The organism is Solilutibacter silvestris (assembly GCF_050574925.1).
Taxonomy (GTDB): domain Bacteria; phylum Pseudomonadota; class Gammaproteobacteria; order Xanthomonadales; family Xanthomonadaceae; genus Solilutibacter; species Solilutibacter silvestris_A.
The window spans coordinates 18,138-35,307 of sequence record NZ_JBCMOO010000008.1; the positions used below are offsets into that span (position 1 = coordinate 18,138).

The 17,170-nt window shown below is 65.7% G+C and carries 18 protein-coding genes and 1 tRNA gene; 6 read left to right on the plus strand and 13 right to left on the minus strand.

The annotated features are described in order from the left end of the window. The first annotated feature begins 4 nt into the window (after window positions 1-4). From ABE093_RS12435 to yddG, 4 genes are read left to right on the plus strand one after another with little or no spacing between them, the layout of a single operon-like run. Window positions 5-553, plus strand: coding sequence for a 1,2-dihydroxy-3-keto-5-methylthiopentene dioxygenase (locus ABE093_RS12435; RefSeq protein ID WP_430761228.1), 549 nt, complete (start codon window positions 5-7; stop codon window positions 551-553). A gap of 3 nt (window positions 554-556) precedes the next feature. Beyond that, window positions 557-958 (plus strand): hypothetical protein, encoded by a 402-nt coding sequence (locus ABE093_RS12440; RefSeq protein ID WP_430761229.1) that lies wholly within the window; start codon window positions 557-559, stop codon window positions 956-958. After that, on the plus strand, window positions 955-1,650 hold the full coding sequence (gene mtnC / locus ABE093_RS12445; protein WP_430761230.1) for an acireductone synthase: 696 nt from the start codon (window positions 955-957) through the stop codon (window positions 1,648-1,650). Before ABE093_RS12440 ends, mtnC begins: the two co-directional genes overlap by 4 nt. Before the next feature lie 14 nt (window positions 1,651-1,664). After that, window positions 1,665-2,561, plus strand: coding sequence for an aromatic amino acid exporter YddG (gene yddG, locus ABE093_RS12450; protein WP_430761231.1), 897 nt, complete (start codon window positions 1,665-1,667; stop codon window positions 2,559-2,561). Here yddG and ABE093_RS12455 read toward each other — a convergent pair. The 12 genes from ABE093_RS12455 to hisS form a co-directional block, all read right to left on the minus strand. Continuing rightward, window positions 2,518-4,104, minus strand: coding sequence for a calcineurin-like phosphoesterase C-terminal domain-containing protein (locus ABE093_RS12455; protein ID WP_430761232.1), 1,587 nt, complete (start codon window positions 4,102-4,104; stop codon window positions 2,518-2,520). The two genes, yddG and ABE093_RS12455, sit on opposite strands and share 44 nt — an antisense overlap. A gap of 41 nt (window positions 4,105-4,145) precedes the next feature. Next, on the minus strand, window positions 4,146-4,757 hold the full coding sequence (hisIE, locus tag ABE093_RS12460) for a bifunctional phosphoribosyl-AMP cyclohydrolase/phosphoribosyl-ATP diphosphatase HisIE (RefSeq protein WP_430761233.1): 612 nt from the start codon (window positions 4,755-4,757) through the stop codon (window positions 4,146-4,148). Next, entirely contained in the window at window positions 4,754-5,527 is a 774-nt protein-coding gene (gene hisF, locus ABE093_RS12465) for an imidazole glycerol phosphate synthase subunit HisF (protein WP_430761234.1), read from the minus strand. Before hisF ends, hisIE begins: the two co-directional genes overlap by 4 nt. Continuing rightward, window positions 5,521-6,255: a 1-(5-phosphoribosyl)-5-[(5-phosphoribosylamino)methylideneamino]imidazole-4-carboxamide isomerase gene (gene hisA / locus ABE093_RS12470; RefSeq protein ID WP_430761235.1), complete on the minus strand. Its 735-nt coding sequence runs from the start codon at window positions 6,253-6,255 to the stop codon at window positions 5,521-5,523. The genes hisF and hisA overlap by 7 nt, the downstream gene beginning before the upstream one ends. Beyond that, window positions 6,252-6,851 (minus strand): imidazole glycerol phosphate synthase subunit HisH, encoded by a 600-nt coding sequence (gene hisH, locus ABE093_RS12475; RefSeq protein ID WP_430761236.1) that lies wholly within the window; start codon window positions 6,849-6,851, stop codon window positions 6,252-6,254. Before hisH ends, hisA begins: the two co-directional genes overlap by 4 nt. Further along, window positions 6,848-7,924: a bifunctional histidinol-phosphatase/imidazoleglycerol-phosphate dehydratase HisB gene (gene hisB / locus ABE093_RS12480; RefSeq protein ID WP_430761237.1), complete on the minus strand. Its 1,077-nt coding sequence runs from the start codon at window positions 7,922-7,924 to the stop codon at window positions 6,848-6,850. The genes hisH and hisB overlap by 4 nt, the downstream gene beginning before the upstream one ends. After that, window positions 7,921-9,006, minus strand: a complete 1,086-nt coding sequence (gene hisC / locus ABE093_RS12485; RefSeq protein ID WP_430761238.1) for a histidinol-phosphate transaminase — start codon at window positions 9,004-9,006, stop codon at window positions 7,921-7,923. The genes hisB and hisC overlap by 4 nt, the downstream gene beginning before the upstream one ends. Then, on the minus strand, window positions 9,003-10,301 hold the full coding sequence (gene hisD, locus ABE093_RS12490) for a histidinol dehydrogenase (protein WP_430761239.1): 1,299 nt from the start codon (window positions 10,299-10,301) through the stop codon (window positions 9,003-9,005). The genes hisC and hisD overlap by 4 nt, the downstream gene beginning before the upstream one ends. Next, window positions 10,298-11,215, minus strand: a complete 918-nt coding sequence (gene hisG, locus ABE093_RS12495; protein ID WP_430761240.1) for an ATP phosphoribosyltransferase — start codon at window positions 11,213-11,215, stop codon at window positions 10,298-10,300. The genes hisD and hisG overlap by 4 nt, the downstream gene beginning before the upstream one ends. After that, window positions 11,212-11,544, minus strand: a complete 333-nt coding sequence (locus tag ABE093_RS12500; protein WP_430761241.1) for a YerC/YecD family TrpR-related protein — start codon at window positions 11,542-11,544, stop codon at window positions 11,212-11,214. The genes hisG and ABE093_RS12500 overlap by 4 nt, the downstream gene beginning before the upstream one ends. 97 nt (window positions 11,545-11,641) lie before the next feature. Beyond that, window positions 11,642-13,537, minus strand: coding sequence for an HAL/PAL/TAL family ammonia-lyase (locus ABE093_RS12505; RefSeq protein WP_430761242.1), 1,896 nt, complete (start codon window positions 13,535-13,537; stop codon window positions 11,642-11,644). Further along, complete coding sequence (gene hisS / locus ABE093_RS12510) at window positions 13,534-14,910, minus strand: histidine--tRNA ligase (RefSeq protein ID WP_430761243.1); 1,377 nt, start codon at window positions 14,908-14,910, stop codon at window positions 13,534-13,536. Before hisS ends, ABE093_RS12505 begins: the two co-directional genes overlap by 4 nt. A 107-nt stretch (window positions 14,911-15,017) precedes the next feature. On the opposite strand from hisS, the gene ABE093_RS12515 reads away from it, so the two are divergent. Beyond that, a tRNA-Pro gene (locus ABE093_RS12515) sits at window positions 15,018-15,094 on the plus strand. Between the two features lie 153 nt (window positions 15,095-15,247). Then, window positions 15,248-15,880 (plus strand): DUF2306 domain-containing protein, encoded by a 633-nt coding sequence (locus ABE093_RS12520; protein WP_430761244.1) that lies wholly within the window; start codon window positions 15,248-15,250, stop codon window positions 15,878-15,880. Here the strand turns inward: ABE093_RS12520 and ABE093_RS12525 are convergent. Next, complete coding sequence (locus ABE093_RS12525) at window positions 15,822-16,925, minus strand: helix-turn-helix domain-containing protein (RefSeq protein ID WP_430761245.1); 1,104 nt, start codon at window positions 16,923-16,925, stop codon at window positions 15,822-15,824. The genes ABE093_RS12520 and ABE093_RS12525 overlap by 59 nt on opposite strands. Window positions 16,926-17,170 lie beyond the last annotated feature (245 nt).

The window sequence follows — 17,170 nt, forward strand, 5'->3', positions numbered from 1 at the left end:
GACGATGAGCCGACTGCGGATTTTCGCTGCCGATGCGCCGGAGACGGTGCTGGAAGAGAGCCACGACCACGCCGGGATCGCGCGCCTGCTGAAACCGATCAAGGTCGATTTCGAGCAGTGGCAGGCGACTGCACCAGTAAAAGCGGGTGATTCGCCCGAAACGATCATGGATGCCTACCGCGCCGACATCGATCGCCTGGTCGACGCCAACGGCTTCCGCTCGGTCGACGTGGTGAGCATCGCGCCGGACAATCCCAACCGCGCCGAGATGCGCGCGAAATTTCTCGAAGAGCATTACCACAAGGAAGACGAAGTGCGCTTCTTCGTCGCCGGATCGGGACTGTTCACCCTGCACGTCGACGACAAGGTCTACGAGATCCTGTGCGAACAGGGCGACCTGATCGCCGTGCCCGATGGCACCACGCACTGGTTCGACATGGGCGAAGCGCCAGAATTCGTGGCGATCCGGTTCTTCACCGAACCCGATGGCTGGATCGGTTATTTCACCGGCAGCGACATCGCGCAGAAATTCCCGCGCTACGAGAAGCACTGAACCGTGACGCCCCTGTTCAAGAAACTCAACCTCGGGACGCTGCAGCGCATCCACGTGTTGAATGCGCCCGAGAGTTTCGAGCCGGAGCTCGCCGCGCTCGATGGCGTCGAGATCAAGCGCGACGCGCGCGGCAAGATCGCCTGGGCGTTGGCGTTCGCCGTGACGCAGGACGAACTGGACAAGGCCAGCCGTGCATTGACGAAAGCCGCAGATGGCGATGCGCAACTGTGGATCGCCTATCCCAAGGGCAGCTCGAAGCGCTATCGCTGCGAATTCAATCGCGATTCCGGCTGGACGGTGCTGCGCGATGCCGGATTCGACACGGTGCGGATGGTCGCGATCGACGAAGACTGGTCGGCGCTGCGTTTCCGTCGCAGCGAATACATCAAGGCGCCTGGCAAATGAGATCGGTCATTCTCACCGACATCGAGGGCACCACGTCCTCGATTTCCTTCGTCAAGGACGTGCTGTTCCCCTATGCGCGCGAACGCCTGCCCGCCTTCGTCGCCGCGCATGGCAACGATCCGGAAGTGCGCGCCCTGCTCGACCAGGTCGCAGCCGAACACGGGGCCATGTGCCAGGACGCGATGATCGTCGAGACGCTGCAGGGCTGGATCGACGAGGATCGCAAGCACACCGCGCTCAAGGCGCTGCAGGGCATAATCTGGAACGCCGGCTATGCCCGCGGCGATTTCACCGCGCCGCTGTACCCGGACGTGGCGCCGGCACTGCGCGCATGGCATGCCGCCGGACATCCGTTGGCGGTGTATTCCTCGGGGTCGGTGCCGGCGCAGAAACTGCTGTTCAGCCATTCCGATGCCGGCGACCTGACGCCGCTGTTCTCGAACTATTTCGACACCGAAGTCGGCCACAAGCGCGATGCCGACAGCTATCGCCGCATCGTCGAACGCCTCGACCGCCCAGCGCAGGACATCGTCTTCCTGTCCGACGTCGTCGAGGAACTCGATGCCGCGCGCGAAGCTGGCATGCGCACGGTGCTGCTCGATCGTCGCGAGGACTACCCGCAACCGCGCAGCGGCGACGCCACGCATGGCCATGCCCGCGTCGAGAGTTTCGCCGCGATCGATCCACGCTGAGCAGAAGCGCCTGCATGTCGGTCACGATTGATCGCAAGGCCACGCTGGGCGGCCTCGTCGCGATCCTGCTGTGGTCGTCGCTGGCCCTGCTGACGACACTGACCGGTGATCTGCCGCCCTTCCTCGTCCTGGCGATCAGCTTCGCCTGCGGCGGAATCGTCGGTTTGTTGCACGTCCTGCGCCAGGGCAAGCGCGGCCTGCAGTCGATGCGGGCGCCGCTGCCTGCGCTGGCGTTGTCGACGGCCGGCCTCTTCGGCTACCACGCCCTGTATTTCTTTTCGCTCAAACACGCGCCGCCGGTCGAAGCCAACCTGCTCAACTATCTCTGGCCGCTGCTGATCGTGCTGTTCTCCGGTTTGCTGCCCGGCGTCCACCTGCGTAGCGGCAACATCGTCGGTGCCGCACTCGGTTTGTGTGCCGCAGCCTTGCTGGTCACCGGTGGCCGCGGCATCCACGTCGATCCCGCCGCAAGCTCCGGCTATCTCGCAGCGATCGCCGCCGCGCTGGTCTGGGCTGGATATTCGGTGCTCAATCGCCGCTTTGCGCATGTGCCGAGCACCGCGATCGTGCCCGCATGCATCGGCGTGGCGATCCTCGGTGTGTTCGCGCATCTCATGTTCGAACCGTCGCGCACTATTGCCACTGCGCAATGGCTGGCGATGATCGCGATGGGCATCGGTCCGGTCGGCGCGGCGTTCTGGCTCTGGGACGGTGGCACCAAACGCGGCGACATCGCCCTTCTGGGCGGACTGTCCTACCTCGCGCCGCTGCTGTCGACCTTGCTGCTGGTCGTCAGCGGTCGCGCGCAACCGCACTGGATCCAGGCCGTCGCGATCGCGTTGCTGCTGGTCGGTGCGTGGCTGAGCCTCAGGGCTTCGCGTCTTCCAGGCGATAGCGCGTCGTCGCGCTGACCTCGCCGCGCCAGCGATCCCGTGCCCGCACTTCGATGCGGTGTTCGCCGACGGCAAGATCGGTCGGCAAGGCACCACGCCACAGATGCGGCGACGGCGTCGCCTCGGGGGAGCGATCGTAGCCACGCAGGCGCGAAGCCTCGTCGTCGCGCATGTTCTCGGCGAGCAACGCCGGATCGGGTTGGTTGACGCGCGTCATCGGCTTCCATGGACCGTTGTCGACGCGATACTCGATCTTCGTATCGGCCATGCCCATCCACATGTTGGCGTAAACGCCCCAGGCCGGATACGCGCCCTTGCGCAGCACCTTCGGCGCATGCAGGCCGATCTGGGTATCGGCGGGATCGCGCGCCGGATGGTAGGCCAGCGCATAGTGGCCATCGGCCTCGATGTGCAGCGTCGCGTAACCGTTCGGCGTGCCGTCGGACATGGTCGATGCAGGAATGCCGGCAGCATCCTTCACCCCCGACCAGAACGCACCGCAGGCGGCGCCGACGTTGTATTCGTGCAGCGGTTGCGCGCCATGCCAGCCGGTCGATGCGTCGTGGAACCAGTGTTGCTGCGCGTGCGAATGCGCACTCAGCACCAGCACCTGCGGGAAATCCTTGATCAGCGCGAACAGGCGCTCGCGGTCGGCATCGCGAAACGTGTCCTTTCCGGCTGGCTCAAACAGCGGAATGTGCATCGACAGCACCAGCAGTCGGTTGCGATCGAGCGTCGGCAGCACCGACTCGAGGAAGGCGAACTGGTCGTCGCGGAAGCCGCCGATGTAACCGGGTGCCTTGCCCGGCGTCATCACCACGTCGTCGAGGACGATGAAATTGGCCTGCGGTTCCTGCCAGGCGTACGTGTCGGGACCGAAGACGTTGCGAAAGGAATCGAGTGCGTGGGCATCGCCGGCGGCATCGATATCCATGTCGTGGTTGCCCGGCACGTGCAGCCACGGCTGGTGCAGGCGCGTGGTGACGGCGTTGATCGCCGGATACAACGAAAGATCGTCGTTGGCGATGTCGCCAAGCGAAATGCCCAGGCGCGTATTGGTGTGTCCGACCAGCGACGCGACGATGTCGCGGTCGTAGTAGCCGACATCCTTCACGGATTTCGGTTGCGGGTCTCCGAACACCAGCATGTCGAGCGCGCCCGGCACCTTGCCCAGCGGTCGCAGCGCGACATCGAACCGCAGGGACGACGACAGTGCGATCCCGCCGTATTTCAGCTTGGGCGAGCCGTTCGGCGCGTAGTGCTGCCAGAAGCGCGGCAGGCCGTTGGCGCGATTGGCGAACGCCATCGCCGCCGGCTTGATCGCGAACACGGTATCCCCATCCTCGACTTCAATGCTGTAGCGCCCATCGGCATCGCTGCGAACGATCTGGCGACCGTTGGAGATGGCGACGTCAGCGACGCCCTTCGCGCTGGCGGGACACGATGCAGCCGTGCCTGGATCGAGACAGACGCGACCTTGCATCGTCGCCGCGTGCAGCAACGGGGTGGCGAACAGGCCGGCAACGGCCAGCAGGCAGAACTTGGAAGTCGATGTGCGCATCCGGCGATTATCCGCCAGCCGGATGACCGTTCAACCGCCGCTCAACGCGCGCGCTGCTCCAGCACCTTGAGCGCATCGGCCAGCCCAAGCCCGCGCGAACGCAGCAGCACCAGCAAGTGGTACAGCAGATCGGCGCTTTCGCCCAGCAACTCGGCATCGCCCTGGGCCACGGCCGCCAACGCGGTTTCGACGCCCTCCTCGCCCACCTTCTGCGCGATCCGGCGGACCCCGCCTTCGAAGAGCCGGGTGGTGTAACTGCCTTCGGGACGTTCGGACTCGCGGGTCGCGATCAGGCGATCGAGCTCCGCCAATCCATCGCCAGGCGCATCCGCAAAACAACTGGTGCGGCCGAGATGGCAGGTCGGGCCATGGGGACGCGCCATCACCAGCACGGTGTCGTTGTCGCAATCGGATTCCAGCGAGACCAGATCGAGGAAATGGCCGGAGCTTTCGCCCTTGGTCCACAAGTTGCCGCGGCTGCGGCTGAAGAACGTCACGTGACCGGATGCCAGCGTCCGCGCCAGGGATTCGCGATTCACGTAACCGAGCATCAGCACGCGCAGGGTGTCGGCGTCCTGCACGATCGCCGGCAGCAGGCCATCCGGGGATTTCGCCCAGCCCAGGGATTCGATGTCAAAACCAGGGGTCGTCATGGCAGCCTCATTGCAATGCCGCGCGCGAAGAGTTCGCGCTTGAGTTGGGGAATGCGCACCGCACCGGAGTGGAACACGCTGGCGGCGAGCGCGCCATCGACGTCGGCATCGAGGAACGCCATCTCGAAATGGTCGATCGTGCCGGCGCCGCCCGAAGCGATCAGCGGCACCGTTGCCAGTTTGCGCACTTCGCACAGTTGGGCGATGTCATAGCCATTGCGCACGCCATCGCTGTCCATGCAGTTGAGCACGATCTCGCCGGCGCCGCGCTGTTGCGCTTCCACCACCCAATCGAGCGTGCGTCGCGGCAATGCCCGCGTCTGCGCGGGATCGCCGGTATGGCTGCGCACCCGCCATTCGCCATCGCCGTCGCGCTGTGAATCGATCCCGACCACCACGCACTGCACGCCGAAAGCGTCGGCGATCTCGCCGATCAATTCGGGACGTTCCAGGGCCGGGGTATTGATCGAGACCTTGTCGGCGCCGGCATTGAGCACGGCGTGGGCATCGTCGACGCTGCGGATCCCGCCCGCCACGCAGAACGGGATGTCGATGGTGCGCGAAACCCGGCGCACCCAGTCGCGATCGACGCTGCGGCCCTGCGGGCTGGCGGTGATGTCGTAGAACACCAGCTCGTCGGCGCCTTCGTCGCGATAGCGCTGCGCCAGCTCGACGATGTCTCCCATGTCGACGTGATCGCGGAAGCGCACGCCCTTGACCACGCGACCATCGCGGACGTCCAGGCAGGGAATGATGCGTCGGCTCAGCATCGCAGGGCATCCTCCAGCGACAGGCGGCCATCCAGCAAGGACTTGCCAAGCACCGCACCGGCACAGCCGGCCTTGCGCGCCGCGGCGACGTCGGCGGCGTCGCGGATGCCGCCACTGGCCTGTACCTCCAACTGCGGGAAACGACGACACAATTCGCCGTACAGCCCGAGGCTCGGGCCGCTCAGCATGCCATCGCGGCTGATGTCGGTGCACAGGAGATGCTGCAGTCCCGCGTCGGCGTAATCCGCCGCAAGATCGAACAAGGTCTGCCCGGATGATTCCGTCCAGCCGTGCACCGGCAATCGCCATTCGCCATCATCGTCCTGGCGCGTATCCAGCGCGATGGTCAGGTGTTCTGCGCCAAACGTGCGCAGCCATCCCTTCACCAGTTCCGGCTCACGCACCGCCAATGACCCGACCACCACGCGCTGCGCGCCTGCTTCGAGGATGGCTTCGACACCCGCCTCGTCGCGCACGCCTCCGCCCGTCTGCACATGGAGACTGGTGCGATCGCTGATCGTTCGCAGCAAGGGCGCCAGCGTATAGCCGCCGGCACGCGCGGCATCGAGATCGACCAGGTGCAGCCATTTCGCCCCGGCTTCGGAATAGCGCGTCGCCAGCGCCAGCGGATCGTCGCCGTAGCGGGTTTCCTGCGCGTAATCGCCCTGGCGCAGGCGCACCACGCGGCCATCGCGAACGTCGATGGCGGGATAGACGGTGAAACTCATGGCGACCACGCAAGGAAATTGGAAAGCAGACGCGCGCCGATCGTGCCCGAACGTTCGGGATGGAATTGCGCGCCACACACATGCCCGCGCTGCACGATCGCGGCGAAAGGCTGGCCATGCTCGCAGCCGGCGATGCAGTCGGCAGTCACCGGCGCGGCATAGCTGTGGACGAAATACACGCTGGATGCATCGTCAATGCCCGCCATCAACGGACTGTCCTGCACCGTTTGCAAGGTGTTCCAGCCCATGTGCGGCACGCGCACGCCCGGCGCTTCCTGCAACCTGAAAATCCGTCCGGGAATCAGCCCCAGGCATTCGACGTCGCCTTCCTCGGAACCCTCGAACAGCAGTTGCATGCCGAGGCAGACGCCCAGCAACGGCTGTCTTGATGCGCGCAGGACTTCGACGAATCCGCGTTCGCGCAACAGACGCATTCCCGGCTCCGCCGCGCCGACGCCGGGCAGGATCACCCGCTCGGCGTCGCGCAGGCCATCGCCATCGCGCACGACCGCGACCTGCGCCCCCAGCCGCTCCAACGCATCCCGCACGGAACCGAGATTGGCGCCGCCGGCATCGATGAGCGCGATTCGGGTCACAGCTGGCCTTTGGTGCTCGGCAGTTCGGCGCCGTCGCGACAGATCGCCTGGCGCAGCGCGCGCCCGACGACCTTGAAACAGGCTTCGATCATGTGGTGGTCGTTCTCGCCCTCCACTGACAGGTGCAGGTTGATGCCGGCGGCATCGCACAGCGAACGGAAGAAGTGCGGGACCAGTTCCGTCGACAATTCGCCAACCTGCTCGCGCTCGAATTCGCCATCGAAGACGAAATACGCGCGCCCGGAAAGATCGAGCGCCGCGGTTGCCAGCGCGTCGTCCATCGGCAGGGTGAATCCGTAACGACCGATCCCGCGCTTGTCGCCCAGCGCCTGCTTCAGGGCCTGGCCGATCGCCAACGCGCAATCCTCGACGGTGTGGTGCTCGTCGACGTGGAGATCGCCCTCGCAATCGACTGTCAACGCGAAACCACCGTGTTTGCCGAGCTGTTCCAGCATATGGTCGAAGAAGCCGATGCCGGTCTGGATCTTCTGCGGCCCGGCGGCGTCGAGATCCACACTGGCGACGATCTTTGTTTCGTTGGTCGAACGCTCGACCGTCGCCGTACGCGTGCCACCGAGCACCGCGGCAGGAATCTGCGACCACGCCAGGCCCTCGCCAAACTGCGGCGATTTCAGCTTGAACCCGCGGATGCCCATGTTCTGCGCGAACTGGATGTCGGTATCGCGGTCGCCGATCATCGCACTGCGCTGCGGATCGAAGCTGCGTTCGCGCAGGTAGTGCATCACCAGGCCGACCGCCGGCTTGCGCGTGGGCAACGGATCGTGGGCGAAGCTGGGATCGATCAGCACTTCACGGAAGCGGATGCCCTGGCTTTCCAGCACCTGCATCATCAGCGCGTGCGGCGCGTCGAAATCGGCCTGCGGAAAGGACGGCGTGCCCAATCCGTTCTGGTTGGTCACCATCACGAACTCGTAGCCGGCGTCGCGCAACTCCAGCATCGCCGGAATCACGCCCTCGACGAAGCGCAGCTTCTCGTAGCGGTCGATCTGGAAATCGGAAGGTTCTTCGATCAGGGTGCCGTCGCGATCGACGAACAGGATGGGCTGGCTCATGCGGCAAGGTCCTTCGCCGGACGCAGAGCGGCCAGCATGCGTTGATTGTCTTCGGGGCGGCCGATGGTGATGCGCAAGGCATCGTCCAGCTGCGGCATCGCGCGCATGTCGCGCACCACCACGCCGGACGACAGCAGTGCGCGGTACGCGCCTTCGGCATCGTCGAAGCGTACCAGCAGGAAGTTGCCGGCGGAGGGATAGACGCGGCGAACGCCCGGCATCGCCGCGAGCGCAGCCTGGACGCGCGCGCGCTCCGCCTTCGCCTCCTCGACATGCGCGGCGGTGGCAGCGAGCGCGGCGGGTTCCAGCGCCTGCAGCGCCTGCGCAACCGCCGGACCCGGCAGCGGGTACGGTGCCTGGCAACGGCGGATCATCGCGATCAGTTCCGGCTGGGCGATCGCCACGCCGATGCGAGCCGATGCCAGCGCGTGCGCCTTCGACAAGGTGCGCAGGACGACCAGATTGTCGTATTCGGCGATCAGCGGCACCAGCGAAGGCTGCGACGCATATTCGACATAGGCCTCGTCGACGACCACGATCGCGCGCCCCTGCAAGCGCCGCAGCAGTCGCACGATCGTCGCCGCATCCACCGACTCGCCCGACGGATTGCCCGGCGAGCAGACGAAGACCAGCGAGGCCGCCTGAGCCACTGCGGTATCCGCCATGGCATCGATGTCGGTGACCAGTCCGGCGGCTGTATCCACCAGCGGCACTTCGACCACGCGGACACCGTGCAGGCGCGCGCAGACCGCATACATGCCGAAGACCGGCGGCGCGGTGACGATCGCGCCCTGCCCCGGCGCGCAGAACGCGCGCACGAGCACGTCGATGGCTTCGTCGCTGCCGCGTCCCACCAGCAGGCGATCGGCCGTCATGCCATACAGTTCCGCCAGGCGCTGGCACAACAGCTGTGGCTGCGGCTCCGGGTAGCGACGGCAGGCGCCAGCGGCGTCGCTATCGTTCGCCCACGCCGATTCGTTGGCGTTCAACCAGACATCGCCGATGATGCGATCGCTGCGCGCCGATTTGTAGCCGGCGAATTCGCGCAGGTCCGCGCGCAACAGATTGGCTGCCGTGCTCATGCCGGTTCCGCCATGCGCACGGTGACCGCGAGCGCGTGCGCCTGCAAGCCTTCGGCATTCGCCAACGTCACCGCGCAGGGACCGATGGTGCGCAAGCCGTCGCGGCTGGCGGTCTGCACGCTCAAGGATTTCATGAAGCTGCCGACGCTCAGGCCGCTCCAGGCACGCGCCGCGCCACCGGTCGGCAGGACATGGTTGCTGCCGCTGCAGTAATCCCCCAACGATTCCGGCGTCCAGTCGCCCATGAAGACCGTGCCCGCCGACGTCACCTGGTCGAGCCAGGCGCGCGGATCGCGCAGCGACAGGATCAAGTGCTCGGGCGCATAGAGATTGCTGATCGCGATCGCCTGCGCGGGATCGCGGACCTGGATCAGGCGCGAGGCCCGCAACGCCTTGCGAGCGATTTCGGCGCGCGGCAGCTTCGGAAGTTCATCGTCGATCGCCACCGCGACCGCATCGAGCAGCTCTGGAGAATCCGACAGCAGCAGCACCTGCGAATCCGGGCCGTGTTCGGCCTGCGACAACAGGTCGGCGGCGATGAAGCGCGGATTGGCACCGGCATCGGCGATCACCAGCACCTCCGACGGACCGGCCGGCATGTCGATCGCGGGGCCATCGCTGCGCTGCGAGGCCTGGCGCTTGGCCTCGTCGACATAGGCATTGCCGGGCCCGAACAGTTTGTCGCAACGCGGGATCGTCGCCGTTCCGAAGGTCATCGCCGCGATCGCCTGCGCGCCGCCGAGCTTGAACACCCGCACGTTGGGCACGCGACGCGCCGCGACCAGCACTGCGGGATCGGCGCTGCCATCCTTGCGCGGTGGCGTGCACAGCACGATGTCCGGACATCCCGCGAGCATCGCCGGAATCGTCAGCATCAATGCCGTCGACGGCAGCGGCGCGCTGCCCGCCGGCACGTACAGTCCGACCGGATTGATCGGTCGCGACACGCGTTCGCAGACAACGCCGTTCGCGGTTTCGACACGATACGGCTGCGGCATACCGGCGCGGTGGAAGGCTTCGATCCGACCCGCGGCTTCCTCGATCGCGTCACGCAGCTCCTTCGAGACCTGCAACTCCGCCGCGGCGAATTCGGCGGCATCGACTTCGAAGCGCTTCAGTTCGACACCATCGTAATGGGCGGTCAGCACGCGCAGGGCGTCATCGCCACGCGCCGCGACGTCTTCAAGAATGCTCTGCACGTCTCCGCGCACGAGCGCGGAAGACGCGCGCGTCGGGCGTTGCAGCACTTCCTCGCGCGCAGCGGCATCCAATGCATTCCAATCGATCCTGTTCATGCCAGCATCCGCTCCACGGGCAATACCATCAATCCGCGTGCACCGGCACGCTTGAGTTCTTCCAGTCGCTGCCAGGTCACCACGCCGTGGCACAGGGCTTGCAGCGCCAGCATGCCGTCGCCATCGACGGGGTACATCGTCGGCGGCTCCGCATCGGGCAACAGCGGCAGCACCTCGTCCAGCGCAGCGCGCGGCGCCTGGAACATCAGCAACTTGCTGTCGCGGATCTTCATCACGCCGTCGAGGCGGCGCAGCAACATGTCGGCGATGCCGGCAAGCGCGGGATCGAAATCGCGCACGGGGCCGGCGATCACCGCCTCCGATTGCAGGATGTCCTCGACCGCCTTGAGCTGGTTCGCCGCGAGCGTCGCTCCGCTCGACACCAGGTCGCAGATCGCATCGGCCTGGCCCAGGCGCGGCGCGATTTCCACCGATCCCGACAACTCGACGATATCGGCCTCGACGCCATTGAGCGCCAGCCAATCGCGCAGCAGCGCCGGATACGACGTGGCGAGACGCTTGCCGGCCAGCAGCGCCGGCCCGCTCCATTCCCACTCGTTCGGTACCGCGATCGACAGGCGGCAACCACCGAAACCAAGCGCACGCATCTCGCGGACGCTGGCCTCGCGGCCCTTGCCGCGCTGCTCGCTCATCTGCTCGTCGAGCACATTGCGACCGACGACGCCGAGATCGCACAGGCCGCTGGCGATCAGGCCGGGGATGTCGTCATCACGCACCAGCAACAGGTCGACCGGCGCGCTTTCGCCGTAGCAGAACAGCTTGTCCGGGCTCTCGCGCCAGGACAGTCCGCACGACGACAGCAACGCCCGTGCCGGATCGCTGAGGCGTCCATTCTTCTGGATGGCGACCCGCAGGCGGTCGCGCACCGGGGTCATCTGGATGGGCGGGCTCATGATCGTGCTCCGGAGGTTTCGGGCAGGCGCAGGCGCCGCGCTGCAGTGGCATAACCGCCGGATCCGCGCTCGAGCGTGCGCGCGACCCGGCCGATGGTGGTGACGCTGACGGCCGTACGTTCGTGGACTTCACGGTAGGGCTCGCCCAGCAACAGGTGCGGCACGACCTTCCAGCGGTCGGACAACGCCTCCAGCTCGGCCGGCGTGCACAGGTCGACGAGGAAGGCCCGGACCTCCTGCGCCGACTTGCAGGCATTCAGGGCCTCGGCCAGCGCCGAGATCGCGGTTTCCGCGTCGTAGGGAAGAACGGTGATTTCGCGCTGCTTCATCGCATTAACGTATTAGCGTGTTAATACATTAAACCGTGAATGCGCCAGCGCGTCAAGGGCCTCGCGGCCCTGCTCAGGAATCGGTCAGATCAGGGGTTCAGGCCGCGACAGCCCTGCTGCGCAGCCCGGCATCGACCCGGCGCTGTGCCACCAGCTCCACCGCCCGACGGACATCACCGTCGAGCGCGCGGTCGCGCTCGAGGAAGGCGATCTCCCCGCGCACCGCGGCATGTGCGCGCTTGACGGCATCGCCCGGGTGGAAGGCGTCGGCATCCGACAGCTCGACCCGCAGCGCATCCACCTCGGCGATGAAACCCGCCTGCGCGGCGTCACCCGACAGCGGTGCGCCCTGCACCTTGCGCGCGAACATGGCGGCATCGGCACGATCGGCGAGATCGCGGGCGGCATTGATCATGTCGCGGCGCAAGTCGAGCGCCTGCGCGGCGGTCATCAGCTCCAGTCCCAGCACCTTGCCGAGATCGCCGCACATCGCCAGCACGTGGCGTGCCTCGTTGGCGCCCATCGACACATGGTCCTCGGCATTCGCGCTGGTCGGCACCGAGTACACGGATGCCGGCATTGCACGACTGGCGAGATCGTTGACGATCGCTGCCGCGGTGTACTGGATGATCATGAAACCGGATTCGGTCGCGTCCTCGTTGCCGATCAGGAAGGCCGGCAAGCCATCGTTGGTCGCGGGGTCGACCAGCTTGTTGATGCGGCGCTCGCTGATCGAGGCCAGCACCGGGATCGCCGCCTTCACCGCGCTCATGGCCAGCGCCAGCGGCATGCCGTGGAAATGGCCGGCCGAGATCACCTGCTCTTCCACGTACTGCGCTTCGCGATCGGGGAAGATCAACGGGTTGTCGGTCACCGCGTTGAGTTCGATCTCGAGCACGCGCGCGGCGTGCGCCACCGCATCGCGCACCGCGCCATGCACCTGCGGGATGCAACGCAAACTGTAGCTGTCCTGCGGCTGGTGCTTCTTGCCGCCACGGAACGGCTTGAAACGCTGGTAGAACTTTTCGCGGCCGTGGCGCTGGGTGTTCGGCACCCATTCCCAGCCGATGTCGAAACTGAGCGCCTGCGATTCCGGCGTGTCCCAGCTCTGGGGCAGCCAGCTGCGATGACGCGGGACCAGGTGATAGGGAATGTCGGCCAGGGTCGAACCCTTCAGCAGGGTGCGCAGGTTCTTCGCGACCTGCACCTGGCCCGGATGCGGACGCAAGGCATGCACTTCTTCCGCAAATGCCCCAAGGCGGCCGGCAAAGGCATCGATGGTCATCGCCGCGGCAAGATCGGCGGTATCGAGCAGGTATTCCAGTTCGTCCAGCGCCAGCACGCCGGTCGCCAGCATCTGCGCGGTGCCATTGTTCAGCGCCAGGCCTTCCTTGTAGCTCAGCCTCACCGGCACGAGTCCGGCACGCCTGAGCGCATCGCTGCCCGACATGCGTTCGCCATCGAAGAACGCTTCGCCGCCGCCGAGCAGGACGATGGCGAGATGCGACAGCGGCGCGAGATCGCCCGAAGCGCCGACCGATCCCAGCTGCGGCACCACCGGCACCACGCCGGCATTGAGCATCGCCGCAAGCGCCTGCAGGGTCTGCACGCGGATGCCGGAATGACCGCGCAACAACGTGTTGATGCGGATGCCGAGCATCGCCCGCACCACGTCCGGCGCGAACGGTTCGCCCACGCACACGGCATGGGTGGTGATCAGGTTGTCCTGCAGCTCGGCGTGCAGCGAGCGGCCGGACGATTTCGCATCCGGCAACTCGTCGCGCAACGGGTGCGCGCCGAGCAGCTTGTCGGCATTGCTGCCGAAGCCGGTGGAGACGCCGTAGATCGGCTCCTCGCGGGCGACCTGTTCGGCGAGGAAATTCGCGGCACGCTCGACCTTCAGCAACGCCGCCGGATCGAGTTCGACCTGTGCGCCGCGCGCGATCGCGACCAGCTGCGCGCGCGTCAGCGAATGACCATCGAGGTGGATCATGCCTTCTCTCCCAGGATCGCCTGCAATGCCGGTTCCAGTTGCGCCATCGCCACCGTCTGCTGTTCGCCGCTGCGCAGATCCTTCAGCGTGACCTGGTCGTTGGCGCGTTCGCTGTCGCCACGCAGGACCACCACGCGAATGCCGGCCTTGTCGGCGTACTGGAACTGCTTGGCGATCTTGCGCGATTCCATCTGCGTCTCGACCTTCCAGCCAGCCACGCGCAAACGCTGCGACAGCGCCAACGCATCGGCGAAGCCGTCGTCGTCGAGCAAGGCGACCAGCACGTCCACGCCGTTCTCGGGCGTCGGCAACAGGCCGGCCTCGCGCAATTGCCAGAACAACCGCGACAACCCGATCGAAATGCCGACGCCCGGCAACTTCGACTTGGTGTAGTGGCTGGCGAGATCCTCGTAACGTCCGCCCGAGCAGATCGAACCGATCTGCGGATGCGCGTTCAACGTGGTCTCGTAGACGATCCCGGTGTAGTAGTCGAGGCCACGCGCGATCGACAGGTTGATCGCGTAACGCGATTCCGGAATGCCCATCGCCTTCAACTGTTCCAGGGTGTCGCGCAATGCCTGGCGACCTTCCTCGAACTGTGCCGTGCCCGCCCCCAGCGATTCCAGCTTGGCCAACGCATCGGCATGGCCGGTGGAACGGATGCGCGAGAACGCCAGCAGGCGATCGGCCGTCTCCGCCGACAGACCGAAGTCGCCGCCGGTCAAGGTCGCATGCACCGCTTCCTCGCCGCGCTTGTCGAGCTTGTCGAGTTCGCGCAACACCAGGTCCTGGCGCTCGCCTTCGATCCCGAGGCCTTCGAAGAAGCCACGCAGCAACTTGCGGTGGTTGAACTGGATGGTGAATTCGCCGATCGCCAGCTTCTCGAACACTGCATGGATGACCGCCGGGATCTCGGCGTCATAGCGCGGCGACAACGCATCCTTGCCGATCACGTCGATATCGCACTGGTAGAACTCGCGGAAGCGCCCACGCTGGGCGCGCTCGCCGCGATAGACCCGCTGCATCTGGTAGCGACGGAACGGGAAGACCAGTTCGTGTTCGTGCTCAGCGACATAACGCGCCAGCGGCACCGTGAGGTCGAAGCGCAGCGCCATTTCCGGCAGGCCTGCGTCCTGCCCGCTTTCAGACAACTTGCCCAGCGCACCGGTCGATTGCACGAAATACACCTGGCGTTCGGTTTCGCCGCCGGTCTTGGTCAGCAGCACTTCCGACAGTTCGAACACCGGGGTCTCCACCGGCAGGAATCCGAACGATTCGAAAGTGGAACGGATGCCATCCAGCATGCGCTGGAATACCACCTGCTCGCGGGGCAACAGTTCCAGCACGCCGGCCGGGGTACGCGGTTTGATCACGGTCACGCCATTCCACAAGGGGAAACGATAATTCTAGCGGGCCACGCCGTCTGCCGGGCTGCCCCACTTGCCGTACCTGGGATGGCCGGTTAAACTTGTCGGCTCATCGGGGTGTAGCTCAGTCTGGTAGAGCGCTACGTTCGGGACGTAGAGGTCGTAGGTTCGAATCCTGTCTCCCCGACCAATCGAGAGTTGTACGCAGAAACCGCCGCAAGGCGGTTTTTCCGTTTGCGGCAGATCATCGCCACGCCACAGGCGTACGAATCCGCCGACTCGGACGACGCACCTGCACTCCCCCTCGAGCATGGCCCTTCCCATCCGAAGGAGTCATCCCGAAATGTCACGACCCGCCGTCCGCAAGATCGCCCACGGGGCTTGGCTCTTGTTCTTTTCCAGCGGCAGCCTGCTGGTGGCCGCCTACGCCTTCACTTACCTGGGCCGGAAGGAGTTCCATCCGGGCGACCCGTTTGCGTGGAAGTTCGCGCTGTCGGGCATCGACGTGCCGATGCATTTCTTCGGTGCCGGACTGGCGCTACTGCTGGCACCCGTGCAGGCGAGCGAATGGATACGACGGCGTCTGCCCGCCGTGCATCGGACCTGCGGCTGGTTGTCCGCGGCCGCGATCCTGATCGGCGGACTGGGCGGACTCTCCCTGTCCTTCCACGCCTTCGGCAGCTGGGCGGCCGGCGCCGGTTTCCTTGTCCTCGCCTTGCTGTGGCTGGGCGCGACAGCCAACGGCATTCGCTACGCCATCCGCGGGGACCTGGTCAGGCATCGCCGCTGGATGTCCCGCTCCATGGCCATGACCTTCGCGGCGGTCACACTGCGCCTGATCCTGGGGATCGGTGCCGGCGCGTTGAAATTGCCCTTCGAGGCCGTCTACGTCTTCGCCGCCTGGGGAAGCTGGTCGATCAACCTTGCCGTCTGCGAGCTCTGGCTGCGCTGGGCGTACTTGCGGTCTCACGCTTGAAGGCGGCATTGAAGGTCGACTTCGAGGTGAACCCGCAGGCATAGGCGATGTCGAGAATGGTGCGCGACTCTTCGGGGTCGGCAAGCATTCGTCGCGCTGCATCGACGCGCTGGCGGTTGATGTAATCCCAGAAGGTGCAGCCGTAGCGGCGGTTGATCGTCGCCGACACCAGGTATTCGGGATATCCGCTGCGCCGGGCCACCTGCGCGATCGTCAACGCCGGCTCCAGGTACAACGCCTCTTCCGACATCAGGCGTTCGAGCCTGGCCTGGACCTCGGGCAATCGGGGATCGTCAGCCGTCGGCGGCTCCGCGGCAGGTGCGGGATCGCCGCTCGCCGCGGGTTCCGGCGACACCGGGGACTGCATCAGGCTGAAATAGCCGAGCGCGCACGCCCAAGCCGCGACGGCTCCGTAGATCAGGTAATAGTCGACACCGGAGAAGTGCGCGGTGTCGTGCAGCACGGCAACGGTCCAGATCGCGACTTGCCCCAGCGCGACCACCACCAGCCAGCGCAGCGACATGCGATCAACGTCGGAACGGCGTTCGCGCACGTCGCGGCGATAGCGCATGACACGGATCAGCGCCGAAGCGACATAAGCCAGGCTCCAACCGTAGAGGAACAGGAGGTGCCAACGCGGCGGTGGCGGCACCTGGTTGGCCAGCCACAGTTGCATTTGGTCCGCGACACGCGCGTGGCTGGCGAACATGACCGGCGCGAAGCAAACGAGGGCGACGGCGAATCCGATGAAATGCGGCGCATCGCGCAGTCCGAGCGGCCGCGCCGTGGTCAAGGTGCGTACGTACAGATAGAACAGCGTGGCATGCAGCAGTGGGAACTGCGCCACGAACAGGTATGCGCGGAATTTCTCCGGCGACGGCGAGGACAGGAACACCGCTTTCGTTGCCAGGTCGATCCCCACCAGCAACAGCCATGCCGCCAGCAACCGGTTGGCAGGCATGTTGGCCTGTCGATGTCGCAGCGCCAATGCCAGCAGGACCGCTTGCGCGGCCCCGATCGAGTAGACGATGACCCAAGGATTCATGTTCTACGAATTATCCCTCGACCGGCTCGAATCTGAAAAATGGCCCCTTCTATCGCGTGTAAATCAACAGCCGTCACAATTTCCCGCAACAGCTTGGATCGAAATCAATCGCTTATCGAAAAAATTCATTCACATGAATGTTCATGATGCGCGCATCGCATTCCGAACCTGACTCGTTCGCGGATTTCCCTTCAGAAAAGTCGTTTCGAACGACATCCATTTCACAAACGCACGGCCATATTCGC